Below are 20,348 nucleotides of genomic sequence, written 5' to 3' on the forward strand. Positions count from 1 at the left end.
TCCGTAGAAACCCATCTAAGTAAGTTTCAATAGGCTGCAGATTAATCAAAAATAGATTAATCGGACAATTCAAACTAATCGAGACTTATCATCTTAAATGATTTCTTCATAGCGAAATATAGTCTCAAAGAGTATAGGATTAAAGTAAAAATTAGATTGAGAGTAATAAATATTTGCACTGTTTTTCCTCGATTCTAATATTATAATCGAAAGAATGGGAGGTTACATAAACATTTAGTAACCTTTTATTTGATATTATGAGGTAGAGAAATGAAATTATTAGGAAAATATAAAGTCATGAAACATAAGGTAAAACCAGAGATTACATATCCTTTAGTGAGGCTTCCACGATCGGAAGTAAACCTTGCTGGAGAAACTGCTCATATTTTCAAAACAGAATATAATAGTAAACCTGTTTATTTAATTGCTTTTGAAGAAGAGATTAACTGTGAATTTAAAGTTGTGCAACCTGAAGGCAAATCTGACTTTGAAGCAAGAATAGAAGCATTCAAAAAGAAGGTTAATACGTTCTTAGAATCAGAAAATAAGGATATAAAAGAGAGTGGGCCCGCTGAGATTCGAACTCAGGACCTCCGCCGTGTGAAGGCGACGTCATAACCGTCTAGACCACGAGCCCATGTTGTTTTTGAAATTTAAAAAGGAATAAGCACCATAAAATAGAACTTCTTATGTATAAGCTTATCGCTTGTTAACGATGGTAGGGGCTGCCCCGCCGCGTTATGAAATTGTTATTCTATTTTGCTTGGTCTGGATTTCAGTTTTTTTCGATCTCTTTATCAAGCCCTTTTCAGCCTTTTTTCACTCTGCTAATACTTTATGTAGGGAGTGAAATCTTCAGTTTCTCTACAGGAAATTTTCGAACACACACCACACAAATTAAATAAGTTACAGATGTAAATAACTCTATAAACTAATTTAATTGTAGGGTTGAAATGATAGAAATCCTCAAAATACTCTTCAGCATTCCCTTCTTACTGTACTCGTGTTATTCTGACCTTAATTCCCGCAGGGTCTCAAATAAGGTCTGGAAATATATGCTTGCATCGGGTTCGGGGTTCGTTTTTTATGAAATTTTCACAGACGGACTTTCCTACCTTATGCCTCTTCTTTTATCAGGAGTTCTTGTTTTTACGGCCGTCTATCTCCTTTTCCAGTTTGGGGCTTTCGGAGGCGGGGATGCAAAGGGGTTGATCGTGCTTTCCATCCTTTTTCCTTCTTATCCGGTGTTTAGCTATTCAGGAAATACATATCCCCTGCTCGGGGTTCCACCAATCGGGATTTTCGCCTTTACGGTACTGGGAAATGCTCTCCTGATGACAACGCTTGTCCCTCTCGGGATGTTCTGCCACAATCTCCTGCATTTCTCGCCTGAGATGATCAAAAATCCGCTTTACATGTTTATAGGATACCGGACAGAGATTTCTTCCCTGAAGTACAAGAAACACCTTGGCCTGCTTGAAAAATTTGAGCTTGACGAAAGTGGAAGCCTCAAAAAAACATTTGCCCGTGGAGGTCTCAACTTCGATGCGGACCAGAAACCGGAACTTGAGGAGTATCTGAAAAAAGGTTTGATTGAGAAAGATATCTGGGTTACTCCCGGCCTGCCGTTCATGCTTTCAATTACAGCCGGGTTTATTACTGCTGTTTTTTTTGGAGATTTGATATTTTATACGGTCATGCGCCTCATTGTAAGTTAAACTTCGTGGTGTGTTTTGATAAAATTGAAAACCTTGATGTTTTGAAAACACATCTTATTGAGTAAGTGGTAATCTGGTAGGCATTTCTATTCCGATTGGTTCTTTGTTTAATCGCGGTGGTAAAGAAAATAATCCCTTGAGAGAGGAATTATTTTTTACACCTGGATATCTAACTCCTTACAAATCGTTTTATGATAAAGGATGGTCAGGCTTTGGAATAAAACTAATCATCACCGCGCCCTTCTATGACATCAATGATACGCTGGCCGATCAGTGGAGCGGCGGTAGCGGCAAAAGTGGAATTAGGGTGAGAATTCGAAGTGGATACGGCATTTTCCGGCAAGAGGTATAGCCCGCCTCCGGTTTCCAGCTCGCGGAAATCCCAGATATAGATATTATCCCCGGGTTCATCCCAGGTCGTCTTGACCCAGTTTGCAAAGTCTCTTGCTCTCTTTGCTTCTTCGACATTGGTCTCACTTTCGACTAGAGCTGGACCGGTCCAAACGATAAAGCGGTTATTCGGAAACTCATGCATCTTTGCTTTCAGGGCGTTGTATTGCAGCTTATAATTCTCTTCACTTTTGACACTGGAAGTTATATCCGGAGAACCGGTATCGGCAACAACGCTGCTGACCGGGAAGCAGTGCTTCCAGACGATGACATCATAAGTCTGAGTCAGCATCTCCAGGGTCGGTTCTTTCTTATAGGCAGAAGCACCGGCATGGTTTACCCAGATGTTCCAATAATCGTAAGGATAGTTATTCCATCCATAAGGGCGTGATTTCGGGAATTCCATTTGTGTTATACTGTAGTTTGTGCCGTGATTGGTGTTGTAATTCGCAATCTTAGTGTCTACCCCACCGTCCCAGATGACCCCGCCGGTGCTGTGATGGAGATAAATGACCTTTGCCGAGCTCGACATCGGTTCGTCATTTTCAATTTCCGCAGCTATAATATTGTTGTTTGGGCCAGTTACGTTTGATTTTGTAGTCGCATTATTTGCAAATACTACTAACTGTGAATTTTCACTGGCGTTTGAATTATCCGCATCCGAGTTTGAACTACACCCCGATGTAGAGATAAATAAAATAGTGATTAGCAATCCAATAAATTTAATTCCAGAAATTTTACTGGCAAGGCTCATGATAATCCCCCAGGCATTACTTATTATTCTTTTGTAAGATGACGTTACTATCGGAAAAAGTGAATTTACTCAGCACTCACTAAAATTATTAATTATGTCTACTACAATATGAACATTGCCTTGCTATTTAATTATACAAAAATAGTAAAGGAATTTATTGGTAATAAGTAATAATGTTTTTTAAAAAGTAATAATGTTTTTTAAAAAGTAATAATGTTTTTAAGAGTTAATCTCGACATTTTTTATACAACGCTGCGACGCTCTTTGCTCTTCAAAGAATTACCTTTTTTGCACAACAAGCAGCCCGTAAAGAATCGTTTCCGGAAACGGCGGATTTTCAGGCGTGCCTTTTACAATTCTTTCTTCAGGATAGCCGAGGTTTTCGCAGGTATAAAGTTCAGCTTCAATACCCATCTCTTTAAGGATTTCTGCAACCTCAAGTGAGCCAAAGTTTTCTTCCGGCAGGAGGAAGATATTTCTTCCGTTCTTTAATTCCTGGATCAATTCGGCTTTTGCAGGCTCCGAGTCCCTGCCATGGGCTGTGATTGCGCAGAGGTTGGTCAGGTTCACTTTTGTACGCGCACAGGCCACCTGCATCGAGGAAATCCCGGGTATGACTGTGTCTTTCTCTCCTGCGAATTTTCCGAGCCCTGAAAACATAGGATCGCCTGTAGACAGGACGACTGCATCGGCTGGTAGGAGATGAAGCGACTTATAGTCCTTAATCGGTTTTGCTTCACATTCAATATACTCCCGGGCAATCTCAAGGGCTCTTTTCGCGCCATAAACCACAGAAGCTTTCCTTATAGCCTTTATTCCTTCTTCCGTAAGCATTCCGGGCCCTACTCCGACTCCTACGACAATCATTATTTTTCTTCCCCTTTTCCTGTCTTAATTAACTTTCATTCTTACTGTCCATCAGGACAGATCCATCCCTGTCGATTACCACGATTCTTGCGCCTTTTCCTTTCTCGATTGCCATCTCGAAGGCCTCTTTCAGGCGCATATGTTCAGGCGCTTTTTTAAGCATCTCGACAACGGTTGCATATCCGCTGCCTTCAAGCATCTCAGGGTTTCCCCATTTAAGGACAAGGCCTGGAAGCCCGCAGATAATTATATCACCAGAAGCGTAATCAAGCCCTTCCGAAATCCTGCTTCCGATCATAACGACTGTATAATCAGGAAAAAGCATATGAGAGTAACGCATTCCTATCCGGCCTGTCGTCAGGACCACTCTGTCCGTGCAGCGTATCAGGTCTCCTCTCATTTCTCCAAGGTGGTCATTCCAGGGCTCAACAAAGCCTGTACTTCCAAGTACGGAAATTCCGCCTTCAACCCCTATCCTGCTGTTCAGGGTTTCTTTTCCGGTTTTCTCTCCGTCCGGAATTGAGATTGTAACCTCGGCTCCTCTCAAGCCCAGTTCTTCTACGGCTTCCTGCACTGCGGCCTTTATCTGTTCCATTGGTTTTGGGTTAATAGCTGGCTGGCCTTTTGGAACCTGTAGCCCGTCCCTTCTGACAATTCCTATGCCTCTTCCTCCGAGAATTCGGATTCCTTCAGCTTCCCTGGCTTCTCCCACAAATTCAAGCCCCCGGGTAATATCGGATTCGTGGTCGTTTTGAATCTTTTTCACAACTGCACGCCCCTGAGAGGCTTCGCTGACCTCAAGCTGTGCTCTCAATCCCACAGGAGTCGGAACAGATACGCTATGAACCGTTTTCTTAAGGGAAAGGACCGCGGCTTTTGCAGCAGCACTTGCTGTGGTTCCTGTAGTGTATCCTCGTTTGAGGATAGACCCGTCACTCAGAACCACAATCATCCCGGATGCTACTTTTGTTTCAAGTTCTTCCCTGGCAAGCCCGGTACGGACAATCCATTCTTCAGGGATCTTGAAATTGTTAACAGGATCTATCATGGAAGAATACTCGGAGGTTTTTTATTATAAATGTATTGACATCAATTACCAATGGCTAAAGCACTTTGGCTTTCGCTTCTATGCCTTAGTTACCTATATCGGAAAAACCCGATTGGTTTTTTGTATAAGCCTTGCCATATTTTCTGGTTTTACTGCACATGATAAAAGTAACTGACATCAAAGGTATAGATAAAAGATAGAAAAGAAGTAGAAAAAAAATCGAAAAAAGATAGAAAAGAGGTGGCATCATTCCAGGAGTGGGGATTTGTTTTTTGGAAATGGGGTTTTTCCTGGATTCTGGAACGATTGGGGAGTCGTTCTTCCTATGGGGTGTTGGGGTTGGTGTGTGAAAAATATTCTCGGGAATGATGCCTTTTCAGATGCCGGCACTTGCCTGGCACACTACTACATCTTAAGTTCTATTATATAAATATATAGGAAACTAAGGATGATCTTTCAATATAGAAATATATTGATTGATTACGAATATGCCAGTTATATATCTCTATAATATTTCCATAGAATCCTCATATTTTTGTCTCCCAACTGCATTTTCTAACTTCGCTGAAACAAATCTCTCTTTGGATTATATATTCACCACTCTAACACAATCAGGTTAAATGGAAAGGGCACTATCAGACTTAATTCTGAAAATCTAGGTAGAATTAAACTCCAATATATAAATAAAAACCGAAACACTGGTTTTTCAGGTTACAGCCCTTTTTACTGGATTCTTGCAAACATGCGGTCCAGTTCCCCTTTAGTAAATGTGATCACAGTGGGCCTGCCGTGTGGACAGGAGTAAGGATTTTCAGCTTTCTTAAGCTGTTCTATTAGCTCTTCCATCTGTCTGGTGCTGCAGGCAGCTCCACCTTTGATTGCAGCTCTGCATGCGAGGGTCTTGCAGATCTTTTCCGAAATTCCTGTATCTTTTTTAACTTTTCCTGAGGCTAAAAGGTCCGAAACTATGTCATGGATAACCTCAGGGTCTTCAAGCCGGCCGAAGACCTCGGGTACGAAGGTGACTACGTATGTATTGTCCCCGAATTCTGAAATCCCGAAACCGTAATCTTCCAGATAAGGAATGTACTCTTCCATAAGCACTTTTTCTTTAGGTGTAAGGTCTATGGTTATAGGTGTGATCAACTCCTGCACCCTGGACTTTTTCATTTTCAAGACCTGTTCGTAAAGAATTCTCTCGTGAGCAGCATGCTGGTCGATAAGCACAAGGTCTTCTCCCCTTTCGGCAAGGATATACAGCTTAGATACCTGCCCTATAATCCTCAGGTTTTCAAAAGAATCCGTGTTCGGTTTTTGTATCGGCTTTTGCATCTTTTCGGCATTTATCCCCTCAAATTTCTTCTCTTCCGAACCTGTTTTTTCAATTTCATTTTCTTGAACATCTGTTACTTTTCTTTTAATATCTCCTTCTTTCTCCCTTTCCTTCTCTATTTTGTTATCCAGCTTTTTATCACCTGAGATTTCCTGTGTTCTTCCTTCTGCGGTAAAGTCCAGAAGGCGCTCGGAGCGTTTTAGCCTCCTCTCGGTATCTTTTACCGGATAAACATAGTTCTCAGCCTTATCTCTCATACTTTTGGCTCTTTCAGGAAGGCCAGTTTCCAGAATTCCGTTCTCCTGAATCCCTTTTTCCCGAATCCTGCTCTCCTGACTCCCGTTCTCCCGAATCCCGGTGGCCTTTCCAGCGTCCTTCCTTCCAAAAATTTCCGCAGCTTCGGAGACCTGCAATCTATCTGAAGAACCTGAAACATCGAAGGTTTTCTGAAAAGCCCTTTCTCTTTTTTCCCGAATTTCAGGAGCCAGAGCATTTTCGGAGAGTACTTTTTCGATTGCAAATGTGACCGCATCCCCAAGCTCTTTCTCCCGGCTGAAACGCACCTCGGCTTTTCGGGGGTGTACATTAACGTCTACTTCCCCAGGATCAACAATAAGAGAGAGCACCGCCACAGGATAGCGCTCTTTTGGAATTTTGGTATAATATCCTTCTCGAATAGCTTTATTGACGGCTCTTGAGGTTACAGGGCGGGTATTTACGAACAGGAAAATCTGGTCGCTTTCTCTTCGAGTGTTTTCAGGCTTTGAAATGTACCCAAAGATTTCAAAATCTTCTGTCCTGTACTCCAGGGGGAGCATTGAACGAGCAGTATCCGGGCCCAGAAGATTTACAATACTTTTGAAAGACTCACTTGAGCCCGCATTTCTTATGACTGGCTTTTCTTCACTGAGCAGAGTAAAGGAAATATGCGGATTTGCCAGAGCAAGCTGCGTTACCGTCTCTGTAATATGGGCAAGCTCGGTACGGTCACTTTTGAGGTATTTCTGCCTTGCCGGAGTATTGTAAAACAGGTCTTTTACATGCACAGACGTACCTGGGGCCGTGCCTGCATCCGAAGTTTCCAGAACTTTTCCCCCATTGATTACTATTCTGGTACCTGTAATTTCTTCCGGAGGCCGGGTAAGTATCTCCACCTTTGCAACCGCTGTAATAGACGAAAGAGCCTCTCCCCTGAAGCCCATTGTAGAAATAGTATCGAGATCTTCAATCCGTGTGAGCTTGCTAGTTGCATGCTTTTTATATGCAAGCAAGGCATCTTCCCTGCCCATCCCGCACCCGTTGTCCCGGACAAGAATGGAGCGTTTTCCACCTTTTTCGACTTCGATGCGGATGTCCGTAGCTCCTGCATCGATTGAGTTGTCTATCAGCTCTTTTACTACGGATGCAGGTCGTTCAATTACCTCTCCGGCCGCGATTTTGTTTATCGTATCTTTATCAAGGAGCCGAATTTTATTTCCCTTATCTTTTTTCTTCCCTTCAATATGTTCTTCCATCATTCCTTTACTCCGTCCAGACCCGAAAAATATTCATTGGACATACTTTACTCGACCTTTAATCCAGCAATTAATTGATCCCTAATCGACCCTTAGCCCAGTCAATCCAGCAGCCTTTTGAGCTCATGAAGCTTGTTCAGGGCTTCTATTGGCGTCATTTCTTCCACATTCAGTTTTCTAAGAGCTGTTTCTACAGGGCTGGGCCTGTCTACCTTTGCTGGATTTCCGCCGCTGTCTCCAGGGTCAAAAAGCATCATCTGGGTATAACGCGCTGTAGCCTTGCTTTTTCTCTTTTTTCCGTTCTTGCCGTCTTCAACCTCTTCGAGCACGTTCTCTCTTTCGAGTTCTTTAAGAATTTCATTTGCCCTTTCTATTACCTTTTCCGGGACGCCTGCAAGTCTTGCAACCTGGATTCCATAACTCCTGTCTGTTGCACCCGGCACGATCTTTCGCAGGAAAACTAACTCATGACCTTCTTCTTTTACTGCAACATGATAATTTTTGACCCTTTTTAATTTCTCTTCAAGGGCTGTGAGCTGGTGGTAATGAGTTGCAAATAGAGCCCTTACTCCTACTTTTCCTCTGTTATGCAGGAATTCCACAACAGCTTTTGCAATGCTATACCCATCATAGGTACTCGTTCCCCTGCCGATCTCATCAAGAAGTACAAGGCTTCTTGGGCTTGCATTATTCAGGATATTTGCAAGCTCAACCATTTCTACCATAAAGGTGCTCTGTCCACTTGCGAGGTCGTCAAATGCCCCAATTCTTGTAAAGACCTGGTCAATAATCCCTATTGAAGCATAGAATGCAGGAACAAAAGAACCGACCTGAGCCATAATAGCTATAAGCGCAGTCTGGCGCATGTAAGTGGACTTGCCTGCCATATTCGGTCCTGTTACCAGCAAAAACTGGTTTTCCTTGCAGTCAATTTCTGTATCGTTCGGGACAAAGCCGCCATGTACAGTGTTTTCAACTACCGGATGCCTCCCATCCCGGATAAGAATCTTGCAGTCATCCGTAAGCTGGGGCCTGATATAATTGTTATTTTCTGCGATTTCAGCGAGATCTGCAAGGACATCAAGCGTGCCTATTCTTTCGGCTGTTTCCTGAAGTTCTCTTGAATGGGCTGAAAGTGTCCGCACAATTTCTGTAAAGATTTCATACTCGAGAGCTATAGCTTTTTCATTGGCTGTCAGGATAAGGCTCTCTTTTTCCTTGAGTTCAGGGGTAAAAAAGCGCTCGGCATTTGACATGGTTTGTTTTCTGATGTAATCGTCAGGAACCTGGCTACTGTTGGCATTGGTTACCTCTATATAATACCCAAAAACCTTATTATATCCCACTTTCAGGGACTTTATGCCACTTCTTTCTCTTTCCTTCTGCTGAAAATTTGCAATCCACTGCTTGCTGTTGCTCGCAATATCCTTGAGTTCAGCGAGTTCTGCACTATATTCCGACTTTATCATGCCTCCTTCCCGAACTGAGATAGGCGGCTCGTCAACTATTGCTCTATCTATCATTTCAGCCAAATTTTCAAGCTCGGAAAACGATGCAAGCCCTACTGCAATATCATTTAAAATTGCGGATTCAATGTTTTCTATAAGGGAATCCCGGACAGGAGGCAGAGCTTCAAGGGATTTTTTCAGGGCTACAAGGTCCCTTGCGTTTGAGTTCCCATATACTACCCTGCCTACGAGGCGTTCTATATCCCTGACATCTGAAAGCCAGTTCCGGAGATCGTAGCGGAGCAGAGGCTTTGCTGTCAGTTCTTCAACAGCATCTAGACGATGGTTGATTTTTTCCACGGAAAGTAGGGGTTTCAAAAGCCACTTTTTCAGGGTACGGCTTCCCATCGGCGTTTTCGTGCTATTCAGAATGCGGTATAGGGAATTTTCGTCTCCTTCATCTCGCACGTTTTTAACAATTTCGAGATTCCGCAGGGTTACGGAATCAAGGATCATAAATTCGGAATTTGAGTAGGTTCTCAGGGTATTGATATGGGTAAGCTCCCGCAGCTGTGTAGTCTGTGCATATTCCAGGGCGGCCCATGCCGAGTACACTGCAAAATCCAGGTTCTCACAACCCATGCCTTCAAGAGTTGCAACTCTAAAATGGGTTTTCAATTTTTCTCCGGCTTCCTTTGCTCCTGAAATATCGGGGGCAAATTCCTGCACAATAGTTTGGGCTCTCAGCCGTTCAGTAAGGTCTGGATTTCTATACAGGGATGAAGGCAAAATACATTCGGACGGCCGCATGCGAGCAAGCTCGCTTAGAAGCTTTTCAAAATTTTCCGAGTCTCTGAACTGCGTTGTAAGGAATTCACCTGTGGAAATATCGAGAAACGACACTCCAATTTCAAATTCGGTTTCGGCATTCTTTCCGGAGTTTCCGATTTCTCGCCCAGCGACTGCCATGAGGTAATTGTTTGAGGCATCTGAAAACATGGACGAATCAATCGCCGTGCCGGGTGTGACTACCCTTACAACCCCTCGCTTTACAATTCCCTTCGCCTTTTTCGGGTCTTCAAGCTGTTCGCAAATTGCCACTTTATACCCTTTATTTATGAGCCTCGGCAGGTAAGTGTCAATTGCATGGTAGGGTATTCCTGCAAGCGGCATTCTCTCTCCTGCTTTGTCTTTGCCACGGGCTGTAAGCGTGATCTCCAGTTCTTTTGCAATAGTTTTTGCGTCTTCCCCAAAGGATTCATAGAAGTCTCCCATACGGAAGAAGATAAGTGTGTCAGGATATGCCTGCTTGGCTTCGTAGTACTGGCGCATTGCAGGGGTCATCATTTCAGTCATTTTTTACTCACTGTAGGCCTTGAATTGTTCTGTTAATACAATTGAGAAAATAAAATTGAGATTTTTATTGGAAATTCCGGGTTTTTCAGGATTCCTCAGATACTGGGTAATGTCTATATCAGGATTCTCTAAATACTGGCTAATAACTTTAGATATTGATTAGTAGATACAACATCTTTATTAAAATCATCCTTCTTATATATATTTAACAATTCGATATTGAAAGCCATTTTAAAGGAGGAATTGGTCTGGGCCAGGAAAAACTTATAGAAGTTTGTCCTGTCTGCGGAAACGCAGATTTATATTATGAAGTTGGCGGGTATGCAGGTTCGGTTTACCACTGCAAGGAATGTGGGTATATAGGTGCTTTTGTTATTGAAGCTAATGAGGAAATGATCGAGAAAATACGGGAAAATTACAGACGTGAAAGAATGAGTCAAAGTAATAAGGTAAGCGATGGTGAATGAAAGTAAATGGGCCAATGAAAGTGAATGGGATAATGAATGCAAATGAGACAATGAAAGTAAATGAGACAATGAAATTCCAATGAAACTAATATATTTTTGCATATATCGTTTCGTGATTTCGTGACTCTTCAAAGATTTCTAGGGCACGCCTGTCCAGATCTGGAAGAAAAAAGTAAAGGATTAACAAGAGGAAAATAACTCAAAGAGCGAAGCGTTGAAACATTTTCATCAAAGGCTTTTCCAGAAGTTGGGGGCCTATAATTACTGACATAAAATCATAGTAAAAATTCTGCATTTTTAAGCGCATAAATATCGCTTGGTCTCGATACATGCGCTTAAATTTAAGTATCAGACAAAAGCAATATTATTAAATTGCAATCGTCTGATCTCACAGAGATACAGCATGGCATATATTTGCCTAAAAAGGTTGAAGTTTAAGATAGTAATCTAGGTGATTTTCCAGGTGCAAACTTTCACATATTAAACAAAATCGAATTTTATATAACTGCATATCACTTCCCTTTGTAATCTCTCTAAACAATTTTGATTTATAACGATACCGAACCCGCTAGTAAAAATACCCCGACACCCAGCGAAAACTTTTACGTATCGTAATTTTATTTGACACAGGTTTTCCATCAACGACTCAGGACGACTTTGTCAATTTTATCTCTAAGTATATATGAGTCGTATAATTGTATATTGGAAGTATAAGCATATATAACTTTTTATCGACTAGTTATTCTAAATATACAAACAGATTATTATTTTTTCTTTAACCTGATAGTTTAATATTATATATGACAAGTAGAAACCAAACGTCCAAAATACAATAGATTATTTCCATTCTAATACAATGAAAAAACGACGAGAGAATCTAAATTGAACCAGAAAACAAAAACAAGTGAAGCCCTAGAGATAGATGCAACAACGTTTAAAGTCTATCAAAATTAGCATATAAATTAAATTTTGGTGGGGCCGCTGAGATTTGGACTCAGGTCGCAAGACCCCCAGTCTTGCAGGATGGACCAGGCTACCCTACGGCCCCGCAGAGCAGATTGTACTTTCTCAATGGCAAATCTCCTTTTTGTTTACCATCGTCAACTATTGTAATCAAATATGTAGTATAAATGAGTATCGGTAGAAGAGAGTAGGTGAATTCTTTTTATTATATTTTTTACAGTAGTTCATTACTCATAGACGTCATCCTTATCTGGATTTCTTAGCAGGATCGGAACTATTACGGTTTTTGGAGATCAGCTTCAGAAGGCGTACTCAATATGCTTTTTGCCCGAAGGACTCGCTGGATAATAGTGATGTGGGAAAACACAGCTACAAGTACCAGAGCCCAGCTTAGAAAACCTGAAATTCCGCCTAGGGCCAGGAGAACCATTCTTTCCGTACGTTCGGCAATTCCGACTGACAGTTTCCGGCAACCTGCGGATTCCGCACGGGCGCGGGTGTAGCTTACCAGGAAGGAGCCTATCAGGGCAAAGCCTGCCCAGAGCCAGCCTTCGATTTGCACAATCGGGGAAAGGACAAGCCTGCCGTTAACCGCGCCTGCTATTATTCCTAGGAACATCAGGCCATCAGAGTACCGGTCGCAAACCGAATCGAGCACACCTCCAAAAGGCGTCATCCGGTCTTTTGCCCTTGCAACTCCTCCGTCAAGGATATCAAAGACCCCGCTAAACAGAATAAGAAGACCGCCTGCAAAAGGTTTTCCCAGCGCAAATGCTGCCCCTGCAGCGATGCTTACGGCGAAACCCAGCAACGTGAGGGTATTCGGAGATAAGGGAATCAGGCGGGCAATGGGAATTATCAGCTTTCTTGCGCTGTTTTTGAGTTCGTCGAAGATATTTAACCCCTTCCATTTACTGGCTGCGTGTATAGCTACATATAGATGATAGTATGGTTGAACATTAGCTTATCTTTTTTGGAAAAAAACCTGCCCATACTTTTAATCTGTTATTAAGGGCTTCCTGAAGTTTTGGGATGTTTCTCCAGACAGAATGTAGGCAGGGACAATAAAAGAGTTTTTGTCAAAAAGGAAGTTTTTAAAGATTTTCTGGTGATTTTAAAGTATTTTTTAGTTAGTTACTAACTTGACAGTGACTTCTGAGTAGTTTTATGATATATCAGTGATTTATAAGTGATTTTCATGACTTTTATGGCTTCTGAGTGGCTTCTCATCAAGAACGAACTTATAAGAATTCACATCAAGGGGGAACTTTTAAGGATTTCCTGTCAAAAAGGAAGATTTATTGATCCCTATTAAAAATACCTGTTAAAAATACCTGTAAAAATACCTGTTAAAAATACCTGTTAAAAAACACCTGTTAAAAAACGAATAAGTCGCATGAATTTAAAATGATATGGAGTTAAAAAATGGAAATCGTAGAAAAGCACAGATCAGAGTGTAAAGAATGTGGACAATGCCTTAAGGTTTGCCCTCGCTACAATGACCTGGGTTTGTTTAACCGGTTGTACGGATATCTGGAAGGAAATTCGGACATTGATGCCGGCTCTCTGCTGCGCTGCCTGACCTGTGGGCTCTGTACAAATGCATGTCCCGTGGGGCTGGGAATAAAAACACTTATTTCTCCTGCAAGGCAAAAGTGGGTCCGTGAACATGGCCTTACCGACAGGCAGACAATGGTAGACCCTGAAGCTGAGAATAATCTTTTTAAGAAGATTGCCGAGCTGGACGAAACTCCTGCGTACAAAGAAAGTTCAGGTTCAGTAGTTTATTTTCCTGGCTGCGCAGGAACATATATCAACAAAATCATGGCACAGTCTGCAATTGCACTGTTGGATAAAGCAGCAGTCGATTACACTGTCCTGAGTGGGGTCGAATACTGCTGCGGAGCCGTATCTGCGGGTGCTGGAGATCCAGGGCCTATCCACAGGAACGGACAGCGAAATATTGAAGAAATCCGAAAAAGGGGGGCTAAAACTCTTATTACAGCCTGTCCTGGCTGTTTTAAGGCATTTAAAGATATCTACCCTCGAATTTTTGGGAAACTTGATTTTCAGGTGTTGCACGTTTCCCAGTACCTTGAGCTTCTTATAAAGGAAGGAAAACTCACTCCTGAGGCTGTGCTCAAGCATAAAGTCTTTTATCATGACCCCTGTCATCTGACCAGGTCAATGGGAGTATATCAAGAAGCAAGAGACGTGCTTGAGCAAATTCCGGGCACCGAGCTTGCCAATGGAACTCCTAAAAACTCGGCTTGCTGTGGCTTTGGAGGTGGAGTAAGGGTCAATTACCCATCTGAGTCCCTGGATGTGGCCTCTGACCGCTACAGAGCTGCCGAAAAACTGGGCTGTGATATAATTATCACTAACTGCGGGGGCTGTATGCAGAATCTTATTGAAGCCGGGCAGGACGAAAAAATAAAAGTTTTTGACCTTGCCGAATACCTGTCCCTCGCCTGCGGAATAAAAATCGAGAGGGAAGATTCCAGAATGCTGGAACTCGTCAACAGGGCTTATAGGCTCTGCATTTCGGGATATGGAGAATCCGAGGGCTTGTAATCTTACCTTGTAATCCTCATATCCTTTTTGATTTCATTACCTTTTTTGTCAAAAGAAACTTCGTTATTTGCAACATACAGGATAGATGTGTAACTAGCAGGATCTGTAACTCGCTACGATTACATGATAAAAGGTCTCGTGGCTCATGAAAGGCTCTTTCTGTAGTTTATTTCAGCTTTGCAATTAAGGGCCTATTTTACTAATCCTTTCCCTTTACGAATCTTTTCCCGAAGCTTTCAAATAAAGGTAACTATGGGTGACTTACTTTTTTAAGTAGTAATAAGGTATATATATTATCACATGGTACAACGGTTGCCGGTTCCATGGTTTGAAAGGACGCAAATAGAGAAAAAGGTAAAAAGCTGAGACATATGGCAATCTATGGAAAAGGTGGTTGGAAAATCCACTACAATGCAAAATCTTATCCCGGCTTTTTCGACCATGGGCAACAAAATTTTGCTTTTGGGGCGCAACCTGAAGGCAGACTCCCCAGAATGCTACTGGAAGTCTTAACCAGAAAAAACTTTCTAAAAATCCATTTTGAATATTTAATATTTATATTTTTTGATATATGAATTTTATTTTCTTCCTCAATATACAAATAAAACTCAAAAAACCAAAAACTATAAATACTACCCCTGAATTCACTACAGAATTTTTAGAAAAATATATATATGCGAATAACCAACAAAGTATTGGAGACATCTGAGAGATGAGTAATCAGACGGGATTAAAATGGCACGAAAAACACCCCATCTGCTAAAACACTCATGAACCCCAATCAGCGTAATCATGAACTCTTCATGGTTTCATTGTCTCGCTTGAGGTGATCATGGCTTCCCACCCATGGTGATCGTGAGTTTCTTCCTGTACATTCATCGCTTCATCCAGAAGCATGAGCTTACAGCCTGGATGTTCACGAATAATCGTGATAATTGCAGGATAGAAGTCTCTATAGTTCTAAAACTAAAACGGAGGATGCAACATTAGCAAAGAAGAATTGCTTCAGGAACTTGCAGATGCTATAATTTCCTGCAAGAAGGATACAGTACTCGCTGTAGTTGAAAAAGCGAAAGGAGAACTGGAACCTTCTGAAATAATTGATAAAGGGCTTGCAGCAGGCATGAACGAGGTTGGTGTCCGTTTCGAGAGAGGAAAACTGTTTCTGCCACACGTAATGATGGCTGCCGATGCGATGACTGCAGGAGTTGCAGCGCTTAAGGATCTTATGCCTGAAGGAGCTTCCGGCTCAAAGCTCGGTGTTATTGTGAACGGTACCGTTGAAGGTGATGTTCATGATATCGGAAAGGCAATCGTGTCCACAATGCTTCAATCTGCCGGCTTTGAAGTCCATGACATCGGTCGTGATGTTCCAATCAGGAACTTTATTGAGAAGGCAAAGGAAGTCAATGCCAATATGATTGGAATTTCCGCCCTTATGACCACAACTCTCCAGGGACAGAAAGGTGTAATTGAGCTCCTCAAAGAAGAAGGGCTCAGAGACAAAGTAAAAGTCATGGTAGGCGGTGCGCCTGCAACCCAGGCCTGGGCTGACAAAATCGGTGCAGATTGCTATGCTGAAAACGCAACTGAGGCTGTTGCAAAAGCAAAAGAACTGCTGGCTTAAATCATTCTTATTCGGAGGTTATAAAAATGGCAAAAAATAATGCAGTTGCTGGATTTAATGCACTTAATGGCGTAGAATTAAACCTTTTTACTAATGATGAACTTAAGGCAATTCACTATGCAACCATGGAAGTTCTGATGGAACCAGGAATTCAGGTTTCTGATCCAGAGGCAAGGCAGATCTTCAAGGAAAATGGCTGCGAAGTTAACGAAAAGACCAACGTCGTAAAGATCCCTGAATATCTTGTAAGAAAAGCTCTTCAGCTAGCCCCATCCAGATTTGTACTCTGGGGCCGTGACAAAAAGTTTAATACCGTTCAGGAATGCGGTGGCAAAGTTCACTGGACCTGCTTCGGTACCGGTGTTAAGGTCTGCAGATACCAGGACGGCAAGTATGTAACAGTCGATTCCGTCGAAAAAGACATTGCAGACATTGCAAAACTCTGTGACTGGGCAGAAAACATTGACTATTTCTCTCTGCCAGTCTCTGCAAGGGACATTGCAGGTCAGGGCGCTCAGGATGTTCACGAAACACTTACCCCTCTTGCAAACACCGCAAAACACTACCACCACATTGACCCTGTTGGCGAAAATGTCGAGTACTACCGGGACATTGTAAAGGCCTACTACGGCGGCGACGAAGAAGAAGCAAGAAAGAAACCTATTTTCTCCATGCTACTCTGCCCTACCAGTCCGCTTGAGCTCAGTGTAAATGCCTGTCAGGTCATCATCAAGGGTGCTCGCTTTGGAATTCCTGTAAATGTCCTGAGTATGGCAATGTCAGGTGGTTCTTCTCCTGTATATCTTGCAGGCACTCTTGTAACCCACAATGCCGAAGTTCTTTCAGGAATCGTACTTGCTCAGTTGACAGTGCCTGGATCTAAGGTCTGGTATGGAAGTTCCACAACCACCTTCGACCTCAAGAAAGGTACAGCACCTGTAGGATCTCCTGAACTCGGTCTTATCAGTGCTGCAGTCGCAAAGCTTGCCCAGTTCTACGGCCTTCCCTCCTATGTGGCAGGTTCCTAGTCTGATTCCAAGGTTCCGGACAACCAGGCAGGCCACGAAAAAACCATGACCACCCTTCTGCCTGCCCTTGCTGGTGCCAACACCATCTACGGAGCCGGAATGCTTGAGCTCGGAATGACATTCTCAATGGAACAGCTTGTTATTGACAATGATATCTTCAGTATGGTTAAGAAAGCCATGCAGGGAATTCCTGTCTCGGAAGAAACCCTTGCAGTCGAATCTATCCAGAAAGTAGGCATCGGAAACAATTTCCTGGCCCTTAAACAGACCAGACAGCTTGTGGATTACCCGTCCAACCCAATGCTCATTGACAGACACATGTTTGGAGATTGGGCTGCAGCAGGCTCAAAAGACCTTGCAACAGTTGCACACGAAAAGGTAGAGGACGTTCTTAAAAACCACCAGGTAACCCCAATCGATGCAGACATTCTCAAGGACATGCAGGCAATCGTGGACAAGGCTGACAAAGCCTTCAGAGGCATGTAATTAATATCCAGATATTCAGGAGATCTAAAAATGGCAAACAAAGAAGAAATCATTGCAAAAGCAAAAGAAGCAATCACTGACTTTGACGACGAACTTGCAGAAGAAGTAGCAAATGAAGCCCTTGCCGCAGGAGTTGACCCTGTAGAGCTTATTGAGAAAGGCTTTACCGCAGGCATGGAAGAAGTAGGAGAAAAATTCGGTCAGGGTGAACTTTTCCTGCCCCACGTACTTGCAGCTGCCGAGGCAATGAATGCCGGTATAAAAGTTATCACCCCTGAAATGGAAAGGCGCAAGTCTCAGACCAAGAGCCTCGGAACCGTTGCTATCGGGACCATCGAAGGCGACATCCATTCCATCGGAAAGGACATTGTAGCTTCCATGCTTAACATTGCAGGTTTCAAAGTAGTGGACCTCGGAAGAGATGTCCCAATTAAGACTTTTGTAGAAAAAGTGAAAGAACTTAAACCCCAGGTTGTTGCATCCTCCGCACTTATGACAACCACGATGGTCAACCAGATCCAGATTGAGGAACAGCTGAAAGAAGCAGGTGTCCGTGACCAGGTAAAGACTATGGTCGGTGGCGCTCCTGTTACCCAGGACTGGGCAGACAAGATCGGCGCAGATATCTACGGCGAAAGCGCTAATGACGCAGTTGCCAAAGTAAAAGCAGCCCTGAGCGTCTGATAAAGCAGCCTTATAAAACGGTTTAAACTGCAGAAAATGTATTCAAGCGTACATTTTCTGCAACACTCTATTTTGTGCATTTTTGTGAGAATGTATCCCAGGATATAGCTGGAACAGTTCTTGCAAGTCATATCACTCAAGGGAATATTACAAAAATGGCTGAAACGATTGTAAAAACGGAAAACTTAGATGCAGTCTCAAAAACAGCTAAAAACAGCAGTTGAAAGCAGCTAAAAACAAGCAGCTAAAGCAGCTAAAAACAGCAGTTGAAAGCAGCTAAAAACAAGCAGCTAAAGCAGCTAAAAACAGCAGTTGAAAGCAGCTAAAAACAAGCAGCTAAAGCAGCTAAAGCAGCTAAAAACAAGCAGCTAAAAACAGCAGTTGAAAAGAAGTTTGAATCTAAAAAGAACTTGAAACATATTCCCAGGGTGTGAAAGCCGCAAAAGGAGTTTTTGGGCTGCACTTTCAGGTTGTGGAGATGGACTGGAGATTACGTCCTGAGGGAACTCCACAGCGTTCTGAAAAATGGAGGGATTTTCCGTGGATTTAAAAGCTTTAAAAAAACAGGAAAGCAAAAGAAAAATCAGTAAAGGGTATATGTGGGCCCTTTTCTGTGCTGTGTTCTGGGGTATCTGGTATCTTCCAGGGACTGTTGTGTGGGTGCTGAACCCCTTTGATGAAATGTATAATACTGTTGCGAAAACCGGCGGTGACGGCACAGCTCTTGTTGTAACGGCTATTCTGATTACGGCCTTCAACGCTCTTACTGTCATGCTGGCGCTTATGCTCTGGAATGGAGTGCTTGGCAAATACGGGGAACTTGTCCGGACAATGAAGGAATTCCACCCATGTTCCAAGTGGTTCTTCCTTGCCTCTATCTTCGGAGGACCGATGGCAATTCTCGGTTCTTTCATTGCTATGGGCTTTATTGGTGGAGCATTCGCAGCTGTTGCAGCTCTTCTTTACCCTGTGGTGGGCTCGATTCTTGCTTACTACTGGTATGGAGAAAAGATCTCTAAAAGAGCGGCAATGGGTATAGGAGTCATCATTTTAGGGGGCATTACGATCTTCGGTGGCGGGCTTCTGACCGAGCTTTCTTCAGGAAACGTCCAGTGGATCGGATATCTCGGTGGCTTGATGGCCGCTGCCGGCTGGGGTATTGAAGGTGCAATCGCAGGTAAGGGACTTGACATTTCAGAGCCGGACGTAGGGCTGACCCTCAGGTTCGTAGGTGAAAACCTGATCTGGTGGGTTATTATTGTTCCGATACTCGCAATTTTCGGCTACCCGATGTATTCCTTTGCACTTCAGGCCTTTGAACCCCTGACCCTGCTTGTCCTTATCTTTGCAGGGATTACGTTTGGTTTCTGTTATGTCTGCTGGTACAAGTCCTTCCCGCTGATCGGGGTTGGAAGAGGCCAGGGTATAGGAAACCTCTACGGGCTATTTGCTATCATTTTCATTTTCCTCTTCTTCGGGGATGTCCCACAGTGGACCATCCTTGTCGGAGGCACTCTCTGTGTTATTGGTAGTTTCGTTATGTTTACAGAAGACACAAGTGCACTTGAAACTCTGAGAGGTGAGTGAAATGAGCGGAAATCGTCCTATTAAATTCAGGATTCTGGAAATCTTGCTGGATGGAAAAGAACATTGGAATTATGAGATAGTTCCTCAGATCCAGGAAGAATATGGCATGAAGAGTGATTTCTATAGGGACAGCATCAACTTTGACATCCTGGAACTGGCTTCCGGAGGAATGCTGAAGGATGTGGAGCAAAAAGTCGACGAAGAGGGAATCTATAAAAAAGGCTTCCTTCTGCACAGGTACGTGATCACAGACTTCGGCAGAGTTCGAGGTTCTGATGCCTGCCTCAGATATGTTTGATTCAATGGAGGATAGAAAATATGACGCAAACAGCAGTGGCTCTAGCAGCTTATAATGCATATTGGGCAGATTCCTTCATACCGGAAGCAAAGATACTGTGGATGGTTTTGGTCCTTATTCTGGCGATAATAGCTCTCTGGCAAGCCAGAAACTTTGTATCCCAATTTTGAACCCCAGAATATAGTTTTTCGAAATCTGAATTAAAG

General features: G+C 42.9%; 15 protein-coding genes, 2 tRNA genes and 1 pseudogene. 10 read left to right on the plus strand and 8 right to left on the minus strand.

What is annotated here, in order from left to right; genetic code table 11:
* Window positions 1-563 precede the first annotated feature (563 nt).
* Window positions 564-637: transfer RNA gene (locus tag MSVAZ_RS02470), tRNA-Val, on the minus strand.
* Between the two features lie 316 nt (window positions 638-953).
* Between MSVAZ_RS02470 and MSVAZ_RS02475 the strand changes: the two genes are divergently transcribed.
* A complete protein-coding gene (locus MSVAZ_RS02475; protein ID WP_048117625.1) occupies window positions 954-1,718 on the plus strand; it encodes an A24 family peptidase C-terminal domain-containing protein in 765 nt (254 codons plus the stop codon).
* 223 nt (window positions 1,719-1,941) lie between these two features.
* Here the strand turns inward: MSVAZ_RS02475 and MSVAZ_RS02480 are convergent, their stop codons facing one another.
* From MSVAZ_RS02480 to MSVAZ_RS02490, 3 genes are all read right to left on the minus strand, one after another.
* Window positions 1,942-2,862 carry a hypothetical protein gene (locus tag MSVAZ_RS02480; RefSeq protein ID WP_198146780.1) on the minus strand — a complete coding sequence of 307 codons (921 nt, stop codon included), beginning with the start codon at window positions 2,860-2,862 and terminating at the stop codon, window positions 1,942-1,944.
* 279 nt (window positions 2,863-3,141) lie between these two features.
* Window positions 3,142-3,729 carry a cobalt-precorrin-7 (C(5))-methyltransferase gene (locus MSVAZ_RS02485; protein WP_048117627.1) on the minus strand — a complete coding sequence of 196 codons (588 nt, stop codon included), beginning with the start codon at window positions 3,727-3,729 and terminating at the stop codon, window positions 3,142-3,144.
* 28 nt (window positions 3,730-3,757) lie between these two features.
* Complete coding sequence (locus MSVAZ_RS02490; protein ID WP_048117630.1) at window positions 3,758-4,777, minus strand: cobalt-precorrin-5B (C(1))-methyltransferase; 1,020 nt, start codon at window positions 4,775-4,777, stop codon at window positions 3,758-3,760.
* A gap of 265 nt (window positions 4,778-5,042) precedes the next feature.
* Here MSVAZ_RS02490 and MSVAZ_RS19955 point away from each other — a divergent pair, with 265 nt between their 5' ends.
* Window positions 5,043-5,207 (plus strand): hypothetical protein, encoded by a 165-nt coding sequence (locus tag MSVAZ_RS19955; protein ID WP_157205996.1) that lies wholly within the window; start codon window positions 5,043-5,045, stop codon window positions 5,205-5,207.
* A 293-nt stretch (window positions 5,208-5,500) separates the two neighbouring features.
* On the opposite strand, the gene mutL is transcribed toward MSVAZ_RS19955, so the two are convergent.
* The 4 genes from mutL to MSVAZ_RS02510 all read right to left on the minus strand — a co-directional run bounded on the left by mutL (window position 5,501) and on the right by MSVAZ_RS02510 (window position 12,699).
* Window positions 5,501-7,627, minus strand: a complete 2,127-nt coding sequence (gene mutL, locus MSVAZ_RS02495) for a DNA mismatch repair endonuclease MutL (protein ID WP_048117633.1) — start codon at window positions 7,625-7,627, stop codon at window positions 5,501-5,503.
* A gap of 98 nt (window positions 7,628-7,725) precedes the next feature.
* Window positions 7,726-10,428 (minus strand): DNA mismatch repair protein MutS, encoded by a 2,703-nt coding sequence (gene mutS / locus MSVAZ_RS02500; protein WP_048117636.1) that lies wholly within the window; start codon window positions 10,426-10,428, stop codon window positions 7,726-7,728.
* 1,437 nt (window positions 10,429-11,865) lie between these two features.
* Window positions 11,866-11,943: transfer RNA gene (locus MSVAZ_RS02505), tRNA-Pro, on the minus strand.
* A gap of 192 nt (window positions 11,944-12,135) precedes the next feature.
* Entirely contained in the window at window positions 12,136-12,699 is a 564-nt protein-coding gene (locus tag MSVAZ_RS02510; RefSeq protein WP_198146833.1) for a CDP-alcohol phosphatidyltransferase family protein, read from the minus strand.
* 584 nt (window positions 12,700-13,283) lie between these two features.
* On the opposite strand from MSVAZ_RS02510, the gene MSVAZ_RS02515 reads away from it, so the two are divergent.
* The 8 genes and pseudogenes from MSVAZ_RS02515 (at window position 13,284) to MSVAZ_RS20705 (ending at window position 20,312) form a co-directional block, all read left to right on the plus strand.
* Window positions 13,284-14,432: a (Fe-S)-binding protein gene (locus tag MSVAZ_RS02515; RefSeq protein ID WP_048117638.1), complete on the plus strand. Its 1,149-nt coding sequence runs from the start codon at window positions 13,284-13,286 to the stop codon at window positions 14,430-14,432.
* 381 nt (window positions 14,433-14,813) lie between these two features.
* The gene (locus tag MSVAZ_RS20995; protein ID WP_231592386.1) at window positions 14,814-14,945 is read left to right on the plus strand and encodes a hypothetical protein; all 132 of its coding nucleotides are present in this window, start codon (window positions 14,814-14,816) and stop codon (window positions 14,943-14,945) included.
* A 472-nt stretch (window positions 14,946-15,417) separates the two neighbouring features.
* Window positions 15,418-16,059: a dimethylamine corrinoid protein MtbC gene (gene mtbC, locus MSVAZ_RS02525; protein WP_048117644.1), complete on the plus strand. Its 642-nt coding sequence runs from the start codon at window positions 15,418-15,420 to the stop codon at window positions 16,057-16,059.
* A gap of 26 nt (window positions 16,060-16,085) precedes the next feature.
* Window positions 16,086-17,573: pseudogene (mttB, locus tag MSVAZ_RS02530) on the plus strand ([trimethylamine--corrinoid protein] Co-methyltransferase).
* 30 nt (window positions 17,574-17,603) lie between these two features.
* Window positions 17,604-18,257 (plus strand): methyltransferase cognate corrinoid protein, encoded by a 654-nt coding sequence (locus MSVAZ_RS02540; RefSeq protein WP_048117652.1) that lies wholly within the window; start codon window positions 17,604-17,606, stop codon window positions 18,255-18,257.
* A gap of 525 nt (window positions 18,258-18,782) precedes the next feature.
* Window positions 18,783-19,844: a DMT family transporter gene (locus MSVAZ_RS02545; protein WP_198146781.1), complete on the plus strand. Its 1,062-nt coding sequence runs from the start codon at window positions 18,783-18,785 to the stop codon at window positions 19,842-19,844.
* Between the two features lies 1 nt (window position 19,845).
* Entirely contained in the window at window positions 19,846-20,142 is a 297-nt protein-coding gene (locus tag MSVAZ_RS02550; RefSeq protein ID WP_048117658.1) for a hypothetical protein, read from the plus strand.
* 20 nt (window positions 20,143-20,162) lie between these two features.
* Window positions 20,163-20,312, plus strand: coding sequence for a hypothetical protein (locus tag MSVAZ_RS20705; RefSeq protein WP_197078811.1), 150 nt, complete (start codon window positions 20,163-20,165; stop codon window positions 20,310-20,312).
* Window positions 20,313-20,348: the final 36 nt, after the last annotated feature.

It is taken from the genome of Methanosarcina vacuolata Z-761, assembly GCF_000969905.1.
Lineage (GTDB): Archaea > Halobacteriota > Methanosarcinia > Methanosarcinales > Methanosarcinaceae > Methanosarcina > Methanosarcina vacuolata.